A 589-nucleotide genomic window follows, 5' to 3' on the forward strand; every position below is an offset into this window, starting at 1 on the left:
GCGCTGTTGCCGGCAATGTCTACAAGTGCGGAGCCAGAAACAGGAACAGCATTTGAAACCTCAACGTCAATGCTGTCAGTCTCGGTATCATATGGGGCATTAGCCGTCGCGGTTATCGTCAGCGTTGTCCCGGGGGGGACGGCGGAGGTATTCAGCACACCCTCACTAGAGATGTTTGCCCCAGTTGCTGCTGGGCTAATGGCCCACGCCATGAAACCTGAGTCTGTCGCGGCGGCATCCGTTGAATACGAGCTGCCATCCGTAAAACCAACACCAAACGTCAGTTGCACAGGAACTCCCGCAGGGAACGCTTGGTTATCTGCGCTGTTGCCGGCAATGTCAATCAGAGCGCTGTCTTCGATAACTGTCTTGGGAGCAGCATCTGAGCCTTCTGAATTGCAACCAGTTAATACTGAGGTAATCGCGATTGAAAATAGAAGTTTAAAATATACATTCATATAGATACACCTACTCTTGAAGCTGAAAGCGAGGGAGGGTAATTTTTAGCTCATGCCTCAGCAACTACTGGAATGTTGAACAAACCAGTAAGTAATATTATAGATAAAAATAGGCCCTCCGCCACATGAAA

1 pseudogene is annotated in these 589 nt (G+C 49.1%); it reads right to left on the reverse strand.

Features of this window, described 5'->3' with window-relative positions:
• Positions 1–458, reverse strand: a pseudogene (locus AB4484_RS19625) (hypothetical protein); the annotation flags it as partial.
• Between the last annotated feature and the right edge of the window lie 131 nt (positions 459–589).

Source organism: Vibrio sp. 10N.261.46.A3, from assembly GCF_041472995.1.
Lineage (GTDB): Bacteria > Pseudomonadota > Gammaproteobacteria > Enterobacterales > Vibrionaceae > Vibrio > Vibrio coralliirubri.